Annotated in this window: 11 protein-coding genes, 1 other RNA gene and 1 pseudogene; 2 read left to right on the plus strand and 11 right to left on the minus strand. The window is 73.3% G+C overall.

Translation table 11 applies throughout. The features are described from left to right. Nucleotides 1-100 precede the first annotated feature (100 nt). The 8 genes and pseudogenes from ACWCYO_RS36690 to ftsE form a co-directional block, all read right to left on the minus strand. Nucleotides 101-376: pseudogene (locus tag ACWCYO_RS36690) on the minus strand (HU family DNA-binding protein); the annotation flags it as partial. A gap of 506 nt (nucleotides 377-882) precedes the next feature. After that, nucleotides 883-2,352 (minus strand): NAD-dependent malic enzyme, encoded by a 1,470-nt coding sequence (locus ACWCYO_RS36695; protein WP_270146673.1) that lies wholly within the window; start codon nucleotides 2,350-2,352, stop codon nucleotides 883-885. Nucleotides 2,353-2,700: 348 nt separating this feature from the next. Beyond that, the gene (locus ACWCYO_RS36700; RefSeq protein ID WP_270146672.1) at nucleotides 2,701-5,004 is read right to left on the minus strand and encodes a HelD family protein; all 2,304 of its coding nucleotides are present in this window, start codon (nucleotides 5,002-5,004) and stop codon (nucleotides 2,701-2,703) included. Nucleotides 5,005-5,168: 164 nt separating this feature from the next. Further along, nucleotides 5,169-5,550: a transfer-messenger RNA gene (gene ssrA / locus ACWCYO_RS36705) on the minus strand. An 86-nt stretch (nucleotides 5,551-5,636) separates the two neighbouring features. Continuing rightward, on the minus strand, nucleotides 5,637-6,113 hold the full coding sequence (smpB, locus tag ACWCYO_RS36710; RefSeq protein ID WP_270146671.1) for an SsrA-binding protein SmpB: 477 nt from the start codon (nucleotides 6,111-6,113) through the stop codon (nucleotides 5,637-5,639). A 63-nt stretch (nucleotides 6,114-6,176) separates the two neighbouring features. After that, nucleotides 6,177-7,304 (minus strand): S41 family peptidase, encoded by a 1,128-nt coding sequence (locus ACWCYO_RS36715; RefSeq protein ID WP_449786645.1) that lies wholly within the window; start codon nucleotides 7,302-7,304, stop codon nucleotides 6,177-6,179. A gap of 113 nt (nucleotides 7,305-7,417) precedes the next feature. Further along, entirely contained in the window at nucleotides 7,418-8,329 is a 912-nt protein-coding gene (gene ftsX, locus ACWCYO_RS36720) for a permease-like cell division protein FtsX (RefSeq protein ID WP_270146669.1), read from the minus strand. Between the two features lie 77 nt (nucleotides 8,330-8,406). Then, on the minus strand, nucleotides 8,407-9,096 hold the full coding sequence (ftsE, locus tag ACWCYO_RS36725; RefSeq protein ID WP_030059730.1) for a cell division ATP-binding protein FtsE: 690 nt from the start codon (nucleotides 9,094-9,096) through the stop codon (nucleotides 8,407-8,409). Nucleotides 9,097-9,465: 369 nt separating this feature from the next. Here ftsE and ACWCYO_RS36730 point away from each other — a divergent pair, with 369 nt between their 5' ends. Next, on the plus strand, nucleotides 9,466-9,660 hold the full coding sequence (locus ACWCYO_RS36730) for a hypothetical protein (RefSeq protein ID WP_030059729.1): 195 nt from the start codon (nucleotides 9,466-9,468) through the stop codon (nucleotides 9,658-9,660). A 144-nt stretch (nucleotides 9,661-9,804) separates the two neighbouring features. Here ACWCYO_RS36730 and prfB read toward each other — a convergent pair whose 3' ends face one another. From prfB to ACWCYO_RS36745, 3 genes are all read right to left on the minus strand, one after another. Beyond that, complete coding sequence (gene prfB, locus ACWCYO_RS36735; protein ID WP_270146668.1) at nucleotides 9,805-10,920, minus strand: peptide chain release factor 2; 1,116 nt, start codon at nucleotides 10,918-10,920, stop codon at nucleotides 9,805-9,807. 129 nt (nucleotides 10,921-11,049) lie between these two features. Continuing rightward, complete coding sequence (locus ACWCYO_RS36740; protein WP_270146667.1) at nucleotides 11,050-12,303, minus strand: serine/threonine-protein kinase; 1,254 nt, start codon at nucleotides 12,301-12,303, stop codon at nucleotides 11,050-11,052. A 244-nt stretch (nucleotides 12,304-12,547) separates the two neighbouring features. Next, the gene (locus ACWCYO_RS36745) at nucleotides 12,548-14,371 is read right to left on the minus strand and encodes a serine/threonine-protein kinase (RefSeq protein WP_270146666.1); all 1,824 of its coding nucleotides are present in this window, start codon (nucleotides 14,369-14,371) and stop codon (nucleotides 12,548-12,550) included. 435 nt (nucleotides 14,372-14,806) lie between these two features. On the opposite strand from ACWCYO_RS36745, the gene ACWCYO_RS36750 reads away from it, so the two are divergent. Further along, nucleotides 14,807-17,623, plus strand: coding sequence for an FtsK/SpoIIIE domain-containing protein (locus ACWCYO_RS36750; protein ID WP_449786646.1), 2,817 nt, complete (start codon nucleotides 14,807-14,809; stop codon nucleotides 17,621-17,623). Nucleotides 17,624-18,058 lie beyond the last annotated feature (435 nt).

Below are 18,058 nucleotides of genomic sequence, written 5' to 3' on the forward strand. Positions count from 1 at the left end.
CCGTGTTCAGACCGGTGGCGCGGGCGGCCGCCAGGCCCGTGTGGACGGCGGCCGCGGTCGACGTGGTCACGGGGGTGCTCCTTGCTGGTTCGCGGCAGATGCCCTTGGCGGCTTCCTTCAGCTTGGAGCCGGCGCTCACCTTGGCGCTGTAGCCGGCCGCGATCTGGATCGGCTCGCCGGTCTGCGGGTTGCGGGCGGTGCGGGCAGCGCGGTGGGTGCGCTCGAAGGTCAGGAAACCGGGGATGGTGACCTTCTCGTCGCCCTTGGCGACGACCTCGCCGACGATCTCGGCGAAGGCGGCCAGAACGGCGTCGGCGTCCTTGCGGGTCACCTCGGCGCGCTCGGACAGCGCGGCCACCAGCTCACTGCGGTTCATGTGTACTCCTGTGGTCTGTTCGCTTGCGGTGTGCGGGGGCCCATCGGTGCTCCCACCGGGGGGCACCCGGATGGGCCGCAGGTCCGCACACTGTGCTCATGCAGGCAATGCGTGGTCGCAGGCCGGGTCCGCACCCGATGCCGCGCGCCGGAGCCTTCGAAAGGCCCGCCCGCCTGGGAACGAATCCTGCCCCGACCGGCCCCGAGAAAGCCAATCGGGCCCCGGCCGAGCCACCCGAACATCGCCCGCACGTTGGAGGTGTGACGCTCCGTCGGCTCCGGCGGACCGGGCGCGGGCGGCGGTCAGGACGACACGCCGGAAGACCAGGGGGACGTTCCGTACTTGTCGGACACGCCTGCCCCGTGCAGGGCTACCGTACGCCCTAGGCACGACAAGCCCAAACACGCCCCTCGCCCTTGTGTCGCAAGGGTTCGGGGCGGGCTTGGGCGAGTATGGCCGCTAATCGGACATTTGACCGATCGGCGACACGTCGTCGGGACGGGTCGTCAGAGCTTGACGGTGGGGAACGAGGCGGTGTCGAGGGTGCCGACGATGCCGGGGGTCGGACGGGCCGGGGCGGGCGCCTGGGCGTCGGCCAGGGCGGCTTCGCGCACCGCGGCGGCGACGGTCTTGGCGACGTCCTTGTTGAAGACGCTCGGGATGATGTAGTTGGCGTTCAGCTCGTCGTCGCCGACGGTGGTGGCCAGCGCCCGGGCGGCGGCGATCATCATCTCGGTGTTGACCGTGCGGCTCTGGGCGTCCAGCAGGCCGCGGAAGACGCCCGGGAAGACCAGCACGTTGTTGATCTGGTTCGGGAAGTCGCTGCGGCCGGTGGCGACCACGGCGGCGGTCTGCCGGGCGACGGCCGGGTCGACCTCCGGGTCCGGGTTGGCCAGCGCGAACACGATGGCCTGGTCGGCCATGGTGGCCAGGTCGTCGCCGTCCAGGACGTTCGGGGCCGAGACGCCGATGAACACGTCCGCGCCCGCCACGGCCTCCTTGAGGCTGCCGGTGCGGCCCGAGCGGTTGGTGTGCTCGGCGATCCAGCGCAGGCTGTCGTTGAGGTCGTCACGGCCCAGGTGGACCACGCCGTGCACGTCCGCGACGGTGGCGTGCTCGACGCCGGCGGCCAGCAGCAGCTTGAGGATCGCGGTGCCGGCGGCGCCCGCGCCCGACATCACCACGCGGATGTCGCCGATCTCCTTGCCGACCACCTTCAGCGCGTTGGTGAGGGCGGCCAGCACCACGATCGCGGTGCCGTGCTGGTCGTCGTGGAAGACCGGGATGTCCAGGGCCTCGCGCAGCCGGGCCTCGATCTCGAAGCAGCGCGGCGCGGAGATGTCCTCCAGGTTGATGCCGGCGAAGCCCGGGGCGATCGCCTTGACGATGGCGACGATCTCGTCGGTGTCCTGGGTGTCCAGGCAGATCGGCCAGGCGTCGATCCCGGCGAAGCGCTTGAACAGGGCCGCCTTGCCCTCCATGACGGGCAGCGCGGCCGCCGGGCCGATGTTGCCCAGGCCCAGCACCGCCGAGCCGTCGGTGACCACCGCGACGCTGTTGCGCTTGATGGTCAGCCGGCGGGCGTCCTCGGGGTTCTCGGCGATCGCCATGCAGACCCGGGCGACACCCGGGGTGTAGATCATGCTGAGGTCGTCACGGTTGCGGATCGGCAGCTTCGAGGACATCTCGATCTTGCCGCCGAGGTGCATCAGGAAGGTGCGGTCCGAGACCTTGCCGATCGACACGCCGTCGATCGCCCGCAGCTTCTCGACGATCTCCTCACCGTGCGCGACCGAGGAGGCCGCCACGGTCACGTCGATCCGCAGCGCCTCCAGGCCGGAAGCCGTGACGTCGAGACCGGTCACCGATCCGCCGGAGGACTCCACGGCCGTGGTGATCGCGCTGACCGCGTTGCCGCGGGCCGGGACCTCCAGTCGCACCGTGATCGAGTTGGAGACACTGGGCACCGTCGCCATCGACGCATCCTTCTTCCGTCTGTCCCGCAGGCTCAACATTTTGTTGAAAGGCATCGCCTGCGCATGCTAGACCTCGATCGTCGCACCTTCCAGGGGCTTGCCAGAAATAACGTTCATTGAGTGTGCGGATCCGACAACCCGACCCGACCGGCCGCGCTCTTCCGCCGTCCACTCCTTGCCTCTCCGGGCCGATGCGTTACATTGGACAGGCACCGGCTCGATCCAAGCCCCCGGGCCCAACCTTCGTCCCTTAGAGGGACCACTTGCCGCGAGGCGAGCATGGCGGGTCGGTGTACTAAACGTCTGAAGGCCCCTCACCGGCGGTGAGGGGCCTTCGTCATGGACGGGTCAGCCGTGCAGCAGCGCGGGCACCCCCGCCGCGTCCGGCAGGTCGTCCGGGCCGGACAGCACGGTCAGCCGCTGGGTCGCCCGGGTCAGCGCCACGTACAGCACCCGCAGGCCGGCCTCCGACTCGCCGGCGATGCCGGTCGGGTCGGCGACCACCGTCGCGTCGTACTCCAGGCCCTTGGCCTCCAGGCTGCCCAGCGCCACCACGCGCTCGCCCAGGCCCTCGGCCCAGCCCGCCGCCTCGGCCCGGCGGTCCATCGGCACCACGATCGCCACGGTGCCGTCCACCTCGCCCAGCAGGTGCTCCAGCTCGGCCCGGGCGGCCTTGCCGAAGGCCTCCGGCGCCGGGTCGGTGACCGCCGCGAAGCGCGGCTCCACGCCGACGTGGCGCACCGCGCTCGGCGAGGGCGTGCCCGGCGCGGCCAGCGCCAGCACCTTGGCCGCGACCTCGGCGATCTCGGCCGGGTTGCGGTAGTTGACGGTCAGCGTGAAGCGGCGGCGCGGCTTGCCGGCCAGCACCTCGTCCAGCGCGGCCTGGGCCTCCTGCGGGAACGGCCAGGAGGACTGCGCCGGGTCGCCGACGATGGTCCAGGTGGCCATCCGGGACCGGCGGCCGATCATCCGCCACTGCATCGGGGTGAGGTCCTGGGCCTCGTCCACGATCACGTGGGCGTACTCCTTGCGCTCCACCGGCTGGCGGTCGCGCTGGCGGGAGCTGCGGTCGGCGAAGGTGGTGACCTCCTCCAGGCCGCTCAGCAGGTCCACCGCGTCCACCTCGCGGACCTTCGGGCGGGCCGGCTCGCCGAGCAGCACCTGCAGCTCGTCCACCAGCGCCACGTCGTGCGCCGACAGCGCGCCCTCGCCCTCCGGGGACAGGTGGCGCCAGGAGGCGGCCAGCAGCTTCGCCTCGTCCGGGGTGACGGCGCGCCGGGCGATCCGGTTGGTGTGCCGGGTCTGCTTGAGCGTGCCGAGCACCCGGCGCGGGCTCAGGGCCGGCCACCAGGCGTCCAGGAAGTCCAGGAACGACGGCTCGTCCGAGACGTACTCGTCGAAGGACTCCTTCTCCTCCTGACGCTGCTCCCGGGCGTAGTGGTCGGTGGGCTTGGGCAGGTGCCGGGTGGCCTCCTGCCACAGGGCGTCCAGCAGCAGCCGGCGGGCGCGCGGGCGCAGCAGGTTCAGCGGGGTGCCGCCGGAGCCCACCACGTTGCCGCGGACGGCCCGCAGCCGGCCCGCGTCCAGCTTCAGCACCTCGCCGCGGGCCACCACCTTGAGCTCCTGCGGGGCGCCCAGCTCCAGCGCCGCCCGGGCGGCCCGGCGCAGCAGCTGCACCATCCGGGCCGAACCCTTGACCCGGGCAGCCTCCGGGGTGTCGTAGGTGCCCGCCTCGATGCCGTCCACCAGCGAGCCGACGGCGCGGATGGCAACCTGGCCCTCCTCACCGAGCGAGGGCAGCACGCCCTCGGTGTAGGAGACCAGCAGCGGGGTGGGCGAGACCACCAGGATGCCCCCGGCGTAGCGGCGGCGGTCCTGGTAGAGCAGGTACGCGGCGCGGTGCAGGGCGACGGCGGTCTTGCCGGTGCCGGGTCCGCCGGTGACGAGCGTGGCGCCGGCCGCGGCGGCGCGGATCACCTCGTCCTGCTCCTTCTGGATCGAGGAGACGATGTCGCGCATCGAGTGGCTGCGGGCGCGGCCGAGCGAGGCCATCAGCGCGCCGTCACCGACCACGGCGAGCTCCCGGCCGTCCAGGGTCGGGGTGAGGTCGGGGCGCAGCAGGTCGTCCTCGACGCCGATCACCTTGCGGCCCTTGGAGCGGATCACCCGGCGGCGGATCACCCGGCCCGGCTCCACGGGGGTGGCGCGGTAGAACGGCGCGGCGGCGGGCGCCCGCCAGTCGATCACCAGCGGGCCGTACTCGGCGTCCAGCACGCCCAGGCGGCCGATGTGGAGGGTTTCGGCGACGGCCGGGTCGGCCGGGTCGAGCGGGGTGTTGGACGGGATGCCGTGCTCCTCCGGGGCATCCGCCTGCTGGAGGTCGATCCGGCCGAAGAGGAAGTCCTCGAACTCGTTGTTGAGGCGCTGGAGGTGCGCGCCGGCCCGGTAGACCTGGGCGTCGCGTTCGGCGAGGGCGCCGGGGGTGCCGACCTGGACCCGCTTGGCGGCGTCCTCGAGGATGTACTCGGCCTCGGCGAGCTTCTCCTCCAGCCGGTGGTAGACCGTGTCGAGGTGCTGCTGCTCACCGGCGATCTCGCGCGCGCGGACGGTCTCGTGATCGGCGGTGGGGGTGGTGTCCGTGTTGCTCTGCATGGCCTCGGGGTTTTGCGGCGGGGGTTGCGGCGGAATCCGGCTCCGGAAAACGAGCGGACGGATGATCCTACGCCCGGGCGGGCGGACGCGCCGCACCGGGACGGTAAAAGTTCGAAGGCCGCCCTCCGCGTGAGCGGTGGACGGCCTTCGGTGTGAACATGGGGTGGTGGAGATGCCGGGAATCGAACCCGGGTCCAGTGGAGTTAATTCAGGGCTTCTCCGAGCGCAGTCCGCTGTGCTTTTCTCGGCCCTGGCGGTCACACGGACAAGCCGCCAACAGGCCCAGCTGCTGTTTGATTTCCCATCCGCCCCCGCAGCCCGGGCGGACGGTTGAGTTCCCTAGATTATGCCAGGGTCCGGGTCGGGAACTCCCCGGTCTGACACCCAAGCGCTATCGGTGCTTATTAGGCAGCGAGAGCGAACTGCTGGGAATCGCGCTTAGAGTTGGCGATTATTTTTTTGCGACACGTGGTTAACGAGATCATTGCCGCGTTCCTCGGCTCGCTTCCCCTGTTTCAACATCCCCTGTCGAAACCGATCATCCCCATGTTTTGTTGAGAAACAGCTCGGACGGTGACCGTCCGTGTTGCTTGCGCCATAGTACGCGAGGCGACGGGCGAGGGTCCAGCGGATTAACGCTGGCGCCGCCGGGCCGCCGCCACCGCGCGGGCCGCCTCGCGGGTGTCCTGCTTCTCGCGCAGCGTCTGGCGCTTGTCGTACAGCTTCTTGCCGACCGCGAGCGCGAGCTCCAGCTTGACCCGGCCGTCCTTGAAGTACAGCGACAGCGGGACCAGGGTGTGGCCCGCGTCGCGGACCTTGGTCTCGATCTTGCGGATCTCCAGCTTGTGCAGCAGCAGCTTGCGCTTGCGCCGGGCCGCGTGGTTGGTCCACGTCCCCTGGGTGTACTCGGGGATGAAGACGTTGTCGATCCACGCCTCGTGGTTCTGGACGTACGCGTAGCCGTCGACCAGGTTGGCCCGCCCCTCGCGCAGCGACTTGACCTCGGTGCCGGTGAGGACGAGGCCGCACTCGTAGGTGTCGAGGATCGTGTACTCGTGTCGCGCCTTCTTGTTCTGCGCGATCAGCTTCTGTCCGGTTTCCTTTGCCATAGCGTCGTCATTCTCGCACTTCGGCGCCGGATCGGGCAGCTGCTTTAGGGGCTGTCCGGCGGGTCAGGACTGGGTCCCCAGCCCGGCGAGGACCCGCAGGGCCAGCGCGTCGGCGTCCTCTCCCGCGGCGGCCGGGACGTCCGGGGTCAGGCCGGTGCCGTCCAGCGAGCGCCCGGCCGGGGTGTGGTAGCGGCCGACGGTCATCTCCAGCACGGCGCCGTCGGCCAGTCTGCTGGGCTGCTGGACGGTGCCCTTGCCGAAGGTCCGCGAGCCCACCACCACGGCGCGGCTGCGGTCCTGGAGGGCGCCGGCGAGCAGTTCGGCGGCGCTCATCGTGCCGCCGTCCACCAGCACCACCAGCGGGGTGCGCCGGTCGCCGCCGGGCGGGGCGGTCAACTCCCGCGTCTCGCCGCGCTCCTGGTAGGAGCCGACCGGTCCGCCGTCCAGGAAGCTCCCGGCGGTGCCGACCGCCTCGTCCACCAATCCGCCGGAGTTGCCGCGCAGATCGAGCACCACACCGGTGTGCGGGGCGCGCAGCGCGGCGCGCACCTGGTCGGCCACGCCGCTGGTGAAGGCCCGGACGGTGATCCGCAGCACGCCCCGGTCCAGGTGTTCGGTGGTGACCTGCCGGCTGTCCAGCAGCACCCGCCTCAGCCGCAGTTCGCGCACCTGCCCGTCGCCGCGCTGCACGGCCAGGGTGACCTCGGAGCCGGGCCGGCGCTCGTCGCCCTGCCCGCGCAGCCGGGCCACCACCTCGGTGACCGGCAGCCGGTCGGCCTGGTCCGGGCCGATCCGCAGCAGCCGGTCGCCGGCGGCGATCCCGGCCTGGGCGGCCGGTCCGGCCGGGGTGACCTGGGAGACCTCGGTGACGCCGCCCTCGCCGCGGCCGACGGACAGTCCGACGCCGGGGTAGCGGCCGTCCAGGCCCTGGCTGAACTCGGCGTACTCCTGGGCGCTGTAGTACGCGCCCCAGCGGTCCCCGCCGGCCGCGAGCAGGTGCTCGGCCTGCTGCTCGGACAGCGCCTTGCCGGCCGGGTCCGTCGGCAGCCCGGCGGCGGCCGGGGCGACGTCGGCGGCGGCGCGGCGCGGCGGGTCGCCCCAGGCGCCGGTCGCGGCGCCGGCCAGCAGCACGGCGCCGAACACCAGGCTGAGGGCGGCGACCTGACGCGCCCTGCGCGGAGTTTGCAGCATGGCACCGGAGTGTAGACACCGCGCCGCGCGCGACGGGCCGGAACGGCGGAGCGCGGAACGGCGACGGCCCCGTACGGCGCAGTGCCGTACGGGGCCGAAGGAACCGGTGGGGATCAGACCTTGAGGTACTTGCGCAGCGTGAAGAACGCCGCGATGCCGGCCATGCCCATACCGACCACGACCAGCAGCGGGATCACCGCCAGCACCGAGCCGAGGCCGATGAAGTGGATGAACTGCACCCGGTCGGCCAGCCAGTTCTGGACGAAGAAGTGCCCGCCGATCAGCAGACCGGACGCCAGCGCCGCGCCGAGCAGCGCGGAGAACGCGGCCTCGGCGATGAACGGCATCTGGACGTAGAAGTTCGAGGCACCGACCAGGCGCATGATGCCGGTCTCGCGCCGCCTGCTGTACGCCGACACCCGGACGGTGTTGACGATCAGCAGCAACGCGACGAAGAGCATCAGCACCATGATCACGAACGCCGCCGTCTGCAGGCCGTTGAGCAGGCCGAACAGGTTCTCCAGGATCTTCCGCTGGTCCTCGACCGACTTGACGCCGGGCTTGCCCGCGAAGGCGCTCTGGATGACGTCGTACTTGGTCGGGTCGTTGAGCTTCACCCGCCAGGACTGCGGCATGGCGTCCGGGCCCAGGACGGAGATGAGCGGGTTGTCCGGGTTCATCTCCTTCCAGTGCTTGTACGCCTCGGGGGAGCTCTCGTAGGTGGACGACTGGACCACCGAACTCATCTTGTCCAGCTGGTCCTTGATGTCCTTGACCTGCTGGTCGGTGGCCGCGCCCTTGTCGCACTGCGGCGAGTTGCGGGCGTCCGCCTTGGTGCAGAAGTAGATGCTCACCTCGACCTTGTCGTACCAGTACCCCTTCATGGAGTTCACCTGGTCGCGGACCAGGAGCGAGGAACCGGCGAGGGCGAGGGAGAGCGCGACGCTGACCACGACCGCGATGGTCATGGTCAGGTTGCGTCGGAGACCCACACCGATCTCCGACAGGACGAACTGGGCACGCATGCGGGAAACAACTCCAGGGTCGGTACTGCGCGGTCTGGCGGCTCGGGCCGGCGGCCCTACGGGTCAGCGCCGGTCGGTCAGTGCTGGTACCCGTAGACGCCGCGGGCCTGGTCGCGGACGAGCAGCCCCTTGTCGAGTTCGATGACTCGCTTGCGCATCTGGTCGACGATGGCCTGGTCGTGGGTGGCCATCAGCACCGTGGTGCCGGTGCGGTTGATCCGGTCGAGCAGCTTCATGATGCCGACCGAGTTCTGCGGGTCAAGGTTGCCGGTCGGCTCGTCCGCGATCAGCAGCATCGGACGGTTCACGAACGCCCGGGCGATCGCCACGCGCTGCTGCTCACCACCGGACAGCTCGCCCGGCATGCGGTCCTCCTTGCCGCCGAGGCCGACCAGCTCCAGCACCTCGGGCACCACCTTGTTGATGGCGCTCTTGGGCTTGCCGATCACCTCCAGCGCGAAGGCGACGTTCTGCGCGACCGTCTTGTTCGGCAGCAGGCGGAAGTCCTGGAAGACGGTGCCCAGCTGGCGGCGCATGTGCGGCACCTTCCAGTTGGACAGCTTGCCCAGGTCCTTGCCCAGCACGTGCACGGCGCCCGTGGAGGGGCGCTCCTCGCGCAGGCACAGTCGCAGGAAGGTGGACTTTCCCGAGCCGGACGAGCCGACCAGGAAGACGAACTCACCCTTCTCGATCTCCAGCGAGACGTTGTCCAGGGCGGGACGGTTCTGCTTGGGATAGGTCTTGGAGACGTTGTCGAATCTGATCACGGCTGCATCACGGAGGCCATCCTAGGCGGCGCCAGTCCTCGGTCGGTCCGCCCCGGAGGCCCGGTCCGGCGGCGGGCGATGGGAGCGCGGAGGGCCGCTCCCGGTCTGGGACCATACGCGAACCGGCGGCCGGCCCGCAGGGACCGCCGGGGGCGGGCTCCGGAATCTGGGGGCGTATGTCCGGTTGTGCCCCGATAATTGCGAGCCATCTCACAGCCCGGGAGCCGGAAGCGCCAGAACCTGGCAGAGTGGAGGTGGCGACCGCGTCCGGCCGCTCCCCCCGTACAGGGCAGACTCCCCCGTACAGGTAAGAAGAGGGAACCAAAGCCCCGTCCGGTGCGTTGGCTGTAGCAGCGAGGAGGAGATCGCATGACGTGCGACCATCTGGTGTGCGCCAACTGCAACGGCCGCGTCAGCGACGGGCGTTGCCCGGTGTGCCGCGCCAACCGGGCCCGGCTGCAGGAGCAGCAGGGGCCGTTCGCCGCGCTCTCCCCCGCGATGCTGCTGGCCCTGCTGGCCGGGCTGCTCGCGGTGGCGCTGATCGCGCGGCAGGCGCTGGCCTGAGTCCAGACGTACGAGAAGGCCCCGACGGACTGCCGTCGGGGCCTTCTCGCTTGGTCGGTGCCTACTCGGCGCTGGTCTCCCGCTGCTTGCGCCAGCGGATGCCGGCCTCGATGCTGTGCTTGATTTTCATCGAGGCCGGAATCCTCACGCCTCGTTCGCGGTCTCCCGCTGCTTGCGCCAGCGGATGCCGGCCTCGATGAAGCCGTCGATGTCGCCGTCCAGGACCGCCTGCGGGTTGCCCGCCTCGAACGCGGTGCGGACGTCCTTGACCATCTGGTACGGGTGCAGCACGTAGGAGCGCATCTGGTTGCCCCAGGAGCTGCCGCTGTCCTTCAGCGCGTCCATCGCGGCCTTCTCCTCCTGCCGGCGCCGCTCGAGCAGCTTGGCCTGGAGGACGTTCATCGCGGACGCCTTGTTCTGGATCTGCGAGCGCTCGTTCTGGCAGGAGACCACGATGCCGGTCGGGAGGTGGGTGATGCGCACCGCCGAGTCGGTGGTGTTGACGCCCTGGCCACCGGGGCCGGAGGCGCGGTAGACGTCCACCCGCAGGTCACCCTCGTCGATGTCGACGTGGTCGGACTGCTCGACGACCGGGAGCACCTCGACGCCGGCGAAGGAGGTCTGCCGACGGCCCTGGTTGTCGAACGGCGAGATGCGGACCAGGCGGTGGGTGCCCTGCTCGACCGAGAGGGTGCCGTAGGCGTACGGGGCCTTCACGGTGAAGGTCGCGGACTTGATGCCGGCCTCTTCGGCGTACGAGGTGTCGTACACCTCGGTGGGGTACCCGTGCCGCTCGGCCCAGCGCAGGTACATGCGCATCAGCTGCTCGGCGAAGTCGGCGGCGTCCACGCCACCGGCCTCGGCACGGATGTTGATCAGCGCCTCGCGGGCGTCGTACTCGCCGGAGAGGAGGGTGCGGACCTCCAGCTCCTCGACGGCCTTCTGGAGCGAGACCAGCTCGGCCTCGGCCTCGGCGCGGGTGTCCGCGTCGTCCTCGGCCTCGGCGAGCTCGAACAGCACGCCCAGGTCGTCGATGCGCCCGCGCAGGCTCTCGACGCGGCGCAGTTCGCCCTGGAGGAAGGAGAGCCGACTGGTCACCTTCTGCGCGTTCGCGACGTCGTCCCACAGGGTGGGGGCGGCTGCCTCCTCCTCCAGGACCGCGATGTCGGCCCGGATCTTGTCCAGGTCGAGGACGGCCTCGATCGACCCCATGGTCGTATCGAGGTTCTTGAGCTCTTCGGAAGGATCGACGGCTGCCACGCCCCCCAGGGTAATGGTTCCGGGGGTGGTCATGACGACACCCCCGTTCCGGACCGGGCTGGGGCCCGTCTTCGGACTCCCGTCGTCCGCCCGGAGGGCGCCCCGCAGGCGGGAGTCCGAGGACAGGGCCTAGGGAGCCCGCGGGGCGGTGCTGTGCACGGCCGGGCGGGCCGGCTGGCCGGTGCCCGGCCCGGTGGCCGCGAAGGCCGTCCAGGCCGCGGCGGCGCCCGCCAGCAGCAGCACGGTCGCCAGCACGACGGCCAGCAGCCGACGGCGGCGCAGCAGGGCCGCGCGGTCCCGGCGGTGGCCCGGGGCGGCCCGCTGGGCGCGGGACTCGGCGGCGTACGCGGCCAGCTCCTCCGCCGAGGGGCGGCGCAGGCTGGTGTGGGTGTCCCGGGTGGAGTCCGGGGCGGCGCCGGGCACCAGCGGGACGGCCGGGCCGCGGCGGCGCTTGTGGATGCCCGGGCCGGCGTCGACCTCGGCGTAGACGGCCTCGCCGGGGGTCAGCTGCTCCTCGGCCGGTGCCCGGCCCTGGGACGGCACGGCCAGCACCGGGAGCCCGGCCAGCGAGGGCAGCTGCTCGCGCAGCCGGGCGGCCAGCTCGGCGGCGCGCAGCCGGGAGGCGGGGGCCTTGGCCAGGCACTCGGAGATGATCCGCCACAGCCCGTCCGGCAGGCCGGGGATCGGTGGCACCTGTTCGGTGACGTGCCGGCGCAGCACCGCGCCGGTGTGGCCCCCGCCGAACGGGGTGAAGCCGGCCAGCAGCTCGTACAGCACGGTGGCGAGGGCGTAGATGTCGACGGCGGCGCGCGGCTCCAGGCCCTCGATGATCTCGGGGGCGAGGTAGTCGGGGGTGCCGATGATCCGGGTGGCCCGGGTGCGGCGCGGGGCGTCGACCAGGCGGGCCACGCCGAAGTCGGTGAGCTTGGCGCGCGGGGCGCCGCCGGGGCCGGGGGCGGCGGCGAGGTCGAGCAGGACGTTCTCCGGCTTGACGTCGCGGTGGACGATCCCGGCCGCGTGCGCGGCCGCGAGGCCGTCGGCGACGTCGGCGATGATCGAGGCGGCGGTCTGCGGCGGGAGGGCGCCGTCCCGCTCCAGCCGGGAGCGCAGGTCGGTGCCCTGGACCAGCTCCATCACCAGGGCGAGGTCGCTGCCGTCCACGACCATGTCGCGCACGCCGACCACCCGGGGGTGGTCGAGGCTGGTCAGCGCGGTGCGCTCCTGGACGAAGCGGCCGACCAGCACCTGGTCGGCGGCGAGGTCCTCGCGCAGCAGCTTGACCGCCACCGGGCCGTCGGGCCCCTCACCGAGCCAGACCGTCCCGGCCGAACCCCGGCCGATCACCTGGTGGACGGTGTACCGGCTGCCGATCTTGCGTGCCAATGCTGCTCCGTGGGCGGCGCGGGAGCGCTCCGGGGGTCCGGGCGCGCTCGGTGGGGCGGGACAACAGCGACCAACCTACGCGCCCGGACCCCCTGTGCGGGGCGCCTGGGGGCCGTGGAGCGGCACTCGGGGCGGGAAATCTCGCGAATTGTCGACAAAGCGTCAATCCTGCTGCCCCGGCGGCGATCCACCGGGTGGCCGACGGCTGCGGAAGCGATCCGCCGGGCGGCCGACGGCCCCGCGCCTATTTGCCGAAGACGCTGTTCACCCAGTCCCGCGCCGAGTCCCACCAGCCCACGACGTTGTCCCAGTAGTGCGGCAGCGGCGTGAAGTTCCACAACGCCACCCCGGCCAGTGCCAGCACCAGCAGCACCATCAGGCAGCCCTTGAGGCAGCCCAGCCCCGGGATGTACATCCGGTTGCGGCTGCGCGGACGCCGCTCGCGCGGCGGGGCGGGCTCCCGGCGCGGCGGCGCGGGCGGCTCCTCGCGGCGCTGCGGGGGCTCCCGGTACTGCGGCGCGGGCGGCTCGGCCCGGCGCGCCGCCGGAGCGGGCGGGGACGGCGGCGGGTAGCCGCCCTGCGGCTGGCCGTAGCCGGCCGGGGCCTGCCGGTAGCCGCCCCGCGCGCCCTGGGTGCCCGGGGCGCCCTGACCGCGCTGGCCTGCCTGGCCTGTCTGGTAGGGCGGCGGGGCGACCGGCGGGCGCTGGGCGTAGCCGGGCGGCGGCCCCTGGCGGCGCGGGTCCGGGCGGTAGCCGGCCGGTGGCTGCTGGCCCGAGCCGCCCTGCCCTGCCTGGTAGGGCGGCGGGGCGACCTGCGGGTCCTCGAAGTCCTCCGGGCCGAAGTAGCCGACCTGGGTCTGCTGGTTGCGGTCGCGCGCCGCCCGCAGCTGGGTCTGCCACGGATGCGGCGCCTCCTCCTGCGGTGCGGGCGGCCCGGCGGGCGGGGGCGGCGGCACGGCGGTCGGCGGCATCACCTGGGTGCGGTCCTGGCTGCCGTACGGCGGCGCGGGCGGCGACTGGGTGCCCATCACCCGGGTCGCCGCGGCCGGGTCGTACTGCGGGGCGCCCGGGGCCGGGGGCAGCACCTGGGTGCGGTCCTCGGTCCCGGCCGGTCCGCCGGGTACGGCGGGCACGGTGCCCGGGACGGCGGTCGGCTGCGGGTCCGGCAGCAGCAGGGCGCCGACCGCCAGCGCCTCGTCCACCGCCGCCGGGGAGGCGTGCACCCCGACCCCGGCCGCGACCACCCGCAGCGCGCGGGCCAGCGCGGTGGCGCTCGGCCGGTGCGCCGGGTCCTTGCGCAGGCAGCGCTCGATCACCGTCCACAGCGGCTCGGGCATGGTGCTGGGCCGCTGCGGCTCCTGCGCCAGATGGGCCTGGAGCACGGCCAGGGCGCTGTCACCCTGGAACGGCTGGCGGCCGGTGACCAGCTCGTACAGCATGATCCCGGCGCCGTAGACGTCCACCGCGGAGGTCTGCGGGCGGCCCTCGGCGGACTCCGGCGCGACGTACGCGGGGGTGCCGACGAACTCCTGGGTGCGGGTGACGCCCGGGGAGTCGGCCAGCCGGGCGATGCCGAAGTCGGTCAGCATCGGGTGCATCTGCTCGGTGCCCTGCACCACGGTGGAGGCGAGCAGCACGTTGGCCGGCTTGAGGTCGCGGTGGACGATCCCGTCGGCGTGGCTGGCCGCCAGCGCGTCCGCGACCTGGGCCATCAGCAGGGAGCCGGCGATCGGGCTGAACGGGCCGTTGGCGCGCAGGTAGCGGGCCAGGTCGGGGCCCTCCACCAGGTCCATCACCAGGGCCAGCAGCTCGCCCTCGACGACCAGGTCGCGGACCCGGACGATGTTCGGGTGGCTCAGCCGCAGCAGCAGCGAGCGCTCGCGCAGGAAGCGCATCACGACGTCCGGGTCGGCCGCCAGTTCCTCGCGCAGCACCTTGATCGCCACCTGCTGCCCGGGCTCGCTGCCCGGTGCCTGGACGTCCTGGCGCACCAGGCCGCGCCAGACCGTCCCGGTGGCACCCCGCCCCAGGGTCTCCTCAAGCAGATACTTGCTGCCGACTGGCCGCACCTGTCGCACTCCTCGCCGTGCCGCCCGCGCGGGGCGCTCCGCCGCTGGTGTGCGGTGAGCCTGCCGGGCCCGTGTTTGCGGCCACTCTAACGGTGTCCGTACGGGTTTTTGAGGTGACCGGCGGGCCATCCGAGCAGGGTTGGGGGACATCCCCTAGGGGACCGCCCGGACGCGCCCCGGGTGGCTGACCGGAGGTGATCACGGGGGCGCGTGGCAGGGGCGTCGGGGCCGCGGTTGACCTGACTCTCCGTCGCCTCCACCATGGCGATGATCGCAAGATCGTCAAATCCGGTACGGTGCGCGGACCGTCCGCACCGGATGGCAGGATGGACACTCGCCACTCGTGTGGCCCAAAGGGTCGCCGCGACCGCCCGGCGCGTCCGCGACGGCACCGGGCAACAGGCATCACACCAGCAGAAGGGACCCGCGGGCGAGATGCAGATCCGGCTGACCGTCCTCCGACCGCGCAGCGGCCCGACCGCCGCCGGCTCCGCCATCCCCTACGTGGACGTGCTGGTCACCGCACCCGTCGGCACCGCGCTCGGCGCCATCGCGGGCGCGCTCGCGGGCGCCGTCGGCGTGCGCGGACCGCGGGCCGCCACCCATGTGCACCTGTACGCCGGGGCGCACCGGGTGGACGAGCACACCCTGCTCGGCCACCCCCCGCTGCTCGACGGCGCGGTCCTCAGCCTCAACGAGCCCGACCCGACCGCCGACGACCCCGACGACACCCCCGCCGCCGCCGAACTGCGGGTGGTCGGCGGCCCGGACGCCGGCGGCGTGCACCGGCTGCACGGCCGGGAGATCCGGATCGGCCGCTCCGGCGAGGCCGACGTCCCGCTCGACGACCCGGACGTCTCCCGGCTGCACCTCGCCCTGCACCTCGGCGAGGACGGCCGGGTCGCCGTCCGCGACCTCGGCTCCACCAACGGCACCACCCTGGACGGCCGGATCGTTCCGCCGCTGCCGGCCGAGGCCGCCGTCCCGCTGGAGAACGGCGCGCTGCTGCGGATCGGCGAATCCACCCTGCAGGTCCTCGAACCGGCCGACCCCGCTTCCGTCCGGGCCGCCCTGCCCGACGGCAACGGCCACCTCCAGCTCACCGCCGCCCCCGGACCGGTCCGGACCGTACCGCCGGTGATCGAACCGCCCACCGCCCCCGAACCCGCCCCGGGCCGCGGCCGCGGCCTGTTCTCCCTGCTGCCCGGCCGCGCCGCCGAACCGCCCGGCCAGGAGAGCGCCGAGCGCCACCACGCCGCGGTGCGGCTGCGCCAGGCCGCCGCCCAGCGCGAGCGCTGGCCCGACCTCGCCACGGTCCTGCTCAACGCCGTCGGCCCCGGCCCCCGGCTGTGGGAGCGCGGCCCCGGCCACCCCGACGCGCTCACCCTGCGACTGGGCACCGCCGACCGCCCCGGCGGCGCCGGCACCACGCCCGGCACCATGCTGCCCGCCGTCCCGGTCACCCTCGACCTGCAGACCGCCGGCAGCCTCGGCCTCAGCGGCCCGCGCGAGCGCCTCGACGCGCTCACCCGCGCCGTCGTCGCCCAGCTCGCCGCGCTCCACCCGCCGACCGGGCTGAGCCTGGTCGTGGTCGACGCCGACCCGGCCCGCAGCCCCGAGGAACGCGTCGACACCTGGGCCTGGGCCCTGTGGCTGCCCCACCTGCGCCCCGCCGACGGCCAGGACTGCCGGCTGCTGATCGGCCTCGACGACGAACAGGCGACCGCCCGGCTGACCGAACTCACCGCCCGTCTCAGCGGCCCGACCGGCCTCGCCGGCCACCCCGCGACCGTGGTCGTGGTCGACGGCCGCCCGGCCACCGAAGCCGCCCGGCAGGCCCTCGACCTGCTGCTGCGCCAGGGCCCGGCGGTCGGCATCTTCCCGATCTGCCTCGCCGAACAGCCCGAGCTGCTCCCCCGCGGCCTCGGCGCCACCGCCCTGATCACCGGAGAGGTCGGCACCCAGCTCTCGCTGGACCGCCCGGTCGCCCGCGGCCGGGAGACCCTGCACGAGATCTCGCTGGACGCCGTCTCCGACGCCTGGGCCGAACGGCTGGCCCGCGTCCTCGCCCCGCTGCGCGAGGCCGCCCCGGCCTCCCGCGGCCCGCTGCCGGACGCGCTGCGGCTGCTCGACCTGCTCCAGCTCGACACCGTCACCCCGGCCAAGCTGTCCGCCCGCTGGGCCGCCCACGCCGGCGGCATCGGAGCCGCCACCGCGCTGCTCGGCACCACCCGGGACGAGCTGTGCACCCTCGACCTGGCCGACCCCGAACTCGCCCTGCCCTCCCCCGACCCGGGCGGCCCGCACCTGCTGATCGGCGGCGCGCGCGGCTCCGGCAAGACCGAGCTGCTGCGCACCCTGGTCGCCTCGCTCGCCGTCTCGGAGCGGCCCGAACGCCTCGCCGTCACCATCATCGAGGGCCGGGCCACCGAGGACGGACTGGCCGGCTGCTCCGAGCTGCCGCACGTCACCGGCCGGGTCAACGCCGCCGCGGACCCGCGCGCCGCACTCCTCGCGGCCGAGGCGCTGGAGGACGAACTCGCCCTGCGGGAGCGGCTGTTCGACGGACTGGACTTCGCCTCCTGGCACGCCACCCGGATCTTGGACGGGCACAGCCTGGACGGGCAGAACCTGGGCTCCGTCCCGGTACCCGCCACCGTCGGCGCCGGCTCGACCGCGGTGCCCCGGATCATCCCGCCGCGCAGCGCCGACGGCCCCCGGCCGACGGCCGCCCCGGCGGGCCCCGTCCCGGCCCGACTGGTCGTGGTCGTCGACGACTACGACGCCCTGCTCTCCCCCACCTCCCCGGCCGGCCGGCCGCTGGCCCGCGCGCTCGCCGCCGTCGCCCGCCGCGGCGGCCCGCTCGGCATCCACCTCGCGGTCGCCACCAGCCGCCCGGAGGACAGCGCCGGCACCGAGGTCGACGAGGCCGCCCTGCTGCGGATCGCCCTGCGCACCGAGGACCCGGCCGACTCCGACCTGCTGATCCACCTCGGCGACGCGGCCGCCCTCCCCGAGGACACCCCCGGCCGCGGCTACCTGCGCCGCCCGGACGGCGGCGTCACCGCCTTCCAGACCGCCCGGATCAGCGGCCGCATCCCCCGCACCGCCACCCTGCGCCCCACCGTGGTCGCGATAGACCCCCTCCAGCTCGGCGCCCCACCCGCCCGCCGCCCGGTCCGCGAACTCGGCAACGGCCCCACCGACCTCGCCCTCCTCGCCAGCGCCCTCCAACGCGCCGCCTCCCGCTGAGCCCCTGCCGCCCGTTCCTACCCCTGCCGCCCCGCCGCCGCTTCGGCACCGCCGAAGCGGCGACGTCTCCTGCGCAGGAAGTCGGCCGAGCCGACTTCCTGTGGAGAAACCCGAGACTCCGGGATCAACCACACTAGGAACGCATCGTCATTCCGGCCCGCCGCGATCGTGATCGCGGCGGGCCGGAAAGCATAGGGGGCCGTCCAGAGAGTGCAATGAGAACAGGGCGGGCCCCTCCAGAGCAGGGACCACTCACCAGGCCACTCAGAGATGCAGATATCGGGCCAGATGAATGCCCGGAATCACAAATATTTTCTTCTGGATGGCCCCGCACCCAAGGGCACGGGCCCACCCCAACACCGGATCCCCGCCCACCCACCCCAACACCGGATCCCCGCCCACCCACCCATGCTCGGGCGGCCCGGCCGTGTCACG

It is taken from the genome of Kitasatospora sp. NPDC001683 (genome assembly GCF_053596495.1).